Raw genomic sequence first — 3,764 nt, forward strand, 5'->3', positions numbered from 1 at the left:
GTTCTCGGTGCGAAGCTGCTCGATGGTCTGGAACGCCAGGTAGGGGTTCACGGCCTCTGCGCCATAGCCGGCCAGCACGCAGAAATGGTGCACTTCGCGCGCTTCGCCGGTCTCGATGACGAGGCCCGTCTGCATGCGCAGGCCCTGGCGGATCAGGTGGTGGTGCACGGCCGCCGTGGCCAGCGCCGCAGGGATCGCCGCCCGGTCCGGCCCCGTCGCCCGATCCGAGAGGATCAGGATGTTCATGTCGGCCAGGACCGCGTCGGTGGCTTCGCGGCACAGGCGCTCCAGCGCCGGCTCAAGGCCGTTGGCGCCTTCCTGGGCGGGCCAGGTGGCGTCCAGCGTCGCAGTGCGGAAGGCGCCATCCAGGAGCTCGTTGACCGCGCGGATCTTCGCCAGGTCCTCGTCGGTGAGGATCGGCTGGGCGACCTCGAGCCGCTTGTGGGTCCCGGCCTGACGGCCCAGCAGGTTCGGCCTGGGCCCGATCATCGAGACCAGGCTCATCACCAGCTCCTCGCGGATCGGGTCGATGGGCGGATTGGTGACCTGGGCGAAGTTCTGCTTGAAGTACTCGTAGAGCAGCTTCGGCCGGCGCGAGAGCACCGCGATCGGCGTGTCGGACCCCATCGAACCCACCGGGTCGTCGCCGGCCTTGGCCATCGGCTCGAGGAAGAACTGCAGGTCTTCCTGGGTGTAGCCGAACGCCTGCTGGCGATCGAGCAGGGTCGCCGGATCGTTGGTCAGCGGGGCTTCCGGCTCAGCGGCGAGCGAGAGCTCTTCCAGCTTGAACTGGGTCTCGGAAAGCCACTCCTCATAGGGCGCCGCTTCGGAGAGGGACCGCTTGATCTCCTCGTCCTCGATGATGCGGCCTTCCTCCATGTCGATCAGCAGCATCTTGCCCGGCTGCAGGCGCCACTTGCGCACGATGCGCTCTTCGGGGACGTCGAGCACGCCGACCTCGGAGGCCATGATCACATGGTCCTGGTCGGTGATGATGAAGCGCGCGGGGCGCAGGCCATTGCGGTCGAGCGTCGCGCCGATCTGGCGCCCATCGGTGAAGGCCACGGCGGCCGGCCCGTCCCAGGGTTCCATCAGGGCCGCGTGGTATTCGTAGAAAGCCCTGCGCTTGGCGTCCATCAGCGGGTTGCCGGCCCAGGCTTCGGGCATCAGCATCATGACCGCCTGGGCCAGCGGATAGCCGCCGGCGACCAGGAGTTCGAGCGCGTTATCAAGGCAGGCGGTGTCGGACTGGCCGTGCGGGATCAGCGGCCACATCTTGTTGAGGTCGGGGCCCAGGAGATCGCTCTCCATCGAGCGCCGACGCGCGTTCATCCAATTGACGTTGCCCCGCACCGTGTTGATCTCGCCGTTGTGGGCGATGAACCGGTAGGGGTGCGCCAGGCGCCACGACGGGAAGGTGTTGGTCGAGAACCGCTGGTGGACCAGCGCGAGCGCCGACTCCGTCAAGGGGTCGGCCAGGTCCTTGTAGAAGGTGCCCACTTGCGGGGCGAGCAGTAGCCCCTTGTAGACCACCGTGCGCGTGGAGAACGACGGGATATAGAGCTGGGTCAGGCCCGGCAGGTTGCGCTTCAGCGCCAGTTCGGCCAGCGGGTTCTGGGTCTGCTTGCGGATCGCGAGCAGCTTGCGCTCGTGGGCGTCCTGGTCGCGGACATTGGGCCCGCGCCCGATGATCGCCTGGCGGATCACCGGCATCTGCGCCAGCACCGCTTCGCCAAGGCCAGTGGTGTCGGTCGGCACGTCGCGCCAGCCGATCAGGGGCTGCTTCTCGACGGTCAGGAAGTGCTCGAGCTGGGCGCAGGCCATGGCGCGCGCCGCCTCGTCCTGCGGAAGGAAGCACATGGCCACGGCATATTCACCGGCCGGCGGGAGCGTCAGGCCCTCACGCTCCGCCCAGGCGCGCAGCAGCGCATCGGGAATCTGGATCAGGCAGCCTGCGCCGTCGCCGACCAGCGGGTCGGCGCCGACAGCCCCGCGGTGATCGAGGTTGACGAGGATCTGCAGGCCGCACTGGATCACCTCGTGCGATTTGCGGCCTTTGATATTGGCCACAAAGCCCACGCCGCACGAGTCATGCTCGTTCGTCGGATCGTACAGTCCCTGCTTCTGGGGGAACCCCATAGTATCCTCTCAAGCCACGCCGAAACGCGGCCAAGCCCCCGTTTTTTGAGAAGCTGGCCGTGATCGCGGGCATTTACCCGGCAAGATCACCCCTTGTCGATGGGCGGAAACCTGATCCTCGGGAAGATTTTTCTAATGCCTGCAATGGCAGCGCCCCCCGGGGGCCCCGCGACCGTCGGCCTGCGCCTGCAGCCTGCGGCCACCCCTCGTGCGCAGGCAAACAAGAGGGCGAGCCCGCCCATCGAGCATTGTCCCGGCGATAGAAGCCCTGACGAGGGCGCTCCGTTCGCCGCACGCAATCTCAAAGCCGGCCGCGACATCAGGTCGCCGCCTGCAGCGTTCCGGCGCCAGCCATCGCTGGCGCCGGTGGCGCTGCGAAGTCCGGAATTCCTCAAGCTAGGCTTGTAGCACCCCGCCGGCGACGTCGGATCATGCTGCCGGCTAAGCCGGTACCGACGATCATCATCGCCCAGGTCGCAGGCTCCGGAACGCCGCCGGAGGAGGGAACAACGGCCAGGTTCTGATCAAACCAGATGTGATGGTTCGCAACGACGCTGTTGAGGTTTGCCTGAGTGGACGAGCCGGCAAGCACTTCGCCGTTTCCGCTGCCATCGCCGAAACCGATCGCGGCGACCTGGCTAGTGTCCGTTTGTTCCCAGCCCATGTTCCCGTAGAAAAAGCCGATCTGCCCTTCCCCGGTCGGGACTGCGAAGTTATCGGCGCGCAGTACGAGCTGGAAGGAGTCCAGCAGATCGTCATGTGCGCTGAAATATCCGACGTTGTCCCAGGTTACGATAAGCTCCCCAGGGGTGCTCAATGAATAATGCACCACCCCACTGAGGGCGCCGCGCGTATCAACGTCATCGAACCAAGGCGATATCACCGGTTGACTGGCGCCGGTGGGACCAGTTGGAACAAAGGCCGAGATCCCATTTCCGAAGCTGACGTTCCCGTTGTTGTTGATAAAGATCGAATTATAGGTCGTACCGAAGAGGGTGTAATTGAATCCAAGCGCGACGGGCCCGTTGAAACCGTCGTCGTTTCGGCCGGTCGGATCGCCGGCGCCATTGGCGTTGCCGCCGCCATTCGTGACTGAGATTTGACCAATACTGTTGGTGTAATACCCGCTGGACGAAACAAGCGCCGATTGAGGTATTACTGTCTCCGTAGCGCTAGCGGCAGACGCAGCGCCGAACATCGCAACCATCGCCGCAGCCGCAGCCGTGGTTTTGAACATTTTCAGCTTAATCACGCACAATCTCCTCTGAGGAAATGACGGAACTAAAGCTACTAGGCCTGTCAGGCCCGAACCGGATGTGACATGCGGCACTGAACTTGCTTCGCACCGTTCGCCGTCGCCCCTCGCCCGGGGTTAAGTTTAGATGCTCGCGGGAACAGATATCGCGAACGGGAATACCTTCCAATCCGATTCTGCCTACGCGCGATTCTAAGAACCAAGAGGTCCGCCGGCGCCTTGCACACGAAGGCTGCTGCGACACAACTCAGGACGGCTGAATGCTCAGCCCGTTGACAGCCCCGGCAGAGCGCTCATCCTCGGTCGGACAACAAGATCTTGGGGGAGGTCAGTGATGGCGACACAGGCGGCTGAACGGCACATCTCGATC

1 protein-coding gene and 2 pseudogenes are annotated in these 3,764 nt (G+C 64.6%); all 3 read right to left on the minus strand.

The annotated features are described in order from the left end of the window. Nucleotides 1-2,139, minus strand: a 2,139-nt coding sequence (locus VGI62_RS09345; RefSeq protein ID WP_331504207.1) for a glutamate synthase central domain-containing protein, incomplete at its 3' end; no start/stop codon positions are given. A 391-nt stretch (nt 2,140-2,530) separates the two neighbouring features. Continuing rightward, a pseudogene (locus VGI62_RS22425) lies at nt 2,531-2,635 on the minus strand (PEPxxWA-CTERM sorting domain-containing protein); the annotation flags it as partial. Nucleotides 2,636-2,716: 81 nt separating this feature from the next. Further along, nucleotides 2,717-3,376, minus strand: a pseudogene (locus VGI62_RS09350) (nidogen-like domain-containing protein); the annotation flags it as partial. Between the last annotated feature and the right edge of the window lie 388 nt (nt 3,377-3,764).

The organism is Phenylobacterium sp., assembly GCF_036495085.1.
GTDB lineage: Bacteria > Pseudomonadota > Alphaproteobacteria > Caulobacterales > Caulobacteraceae > Phenylobacterium.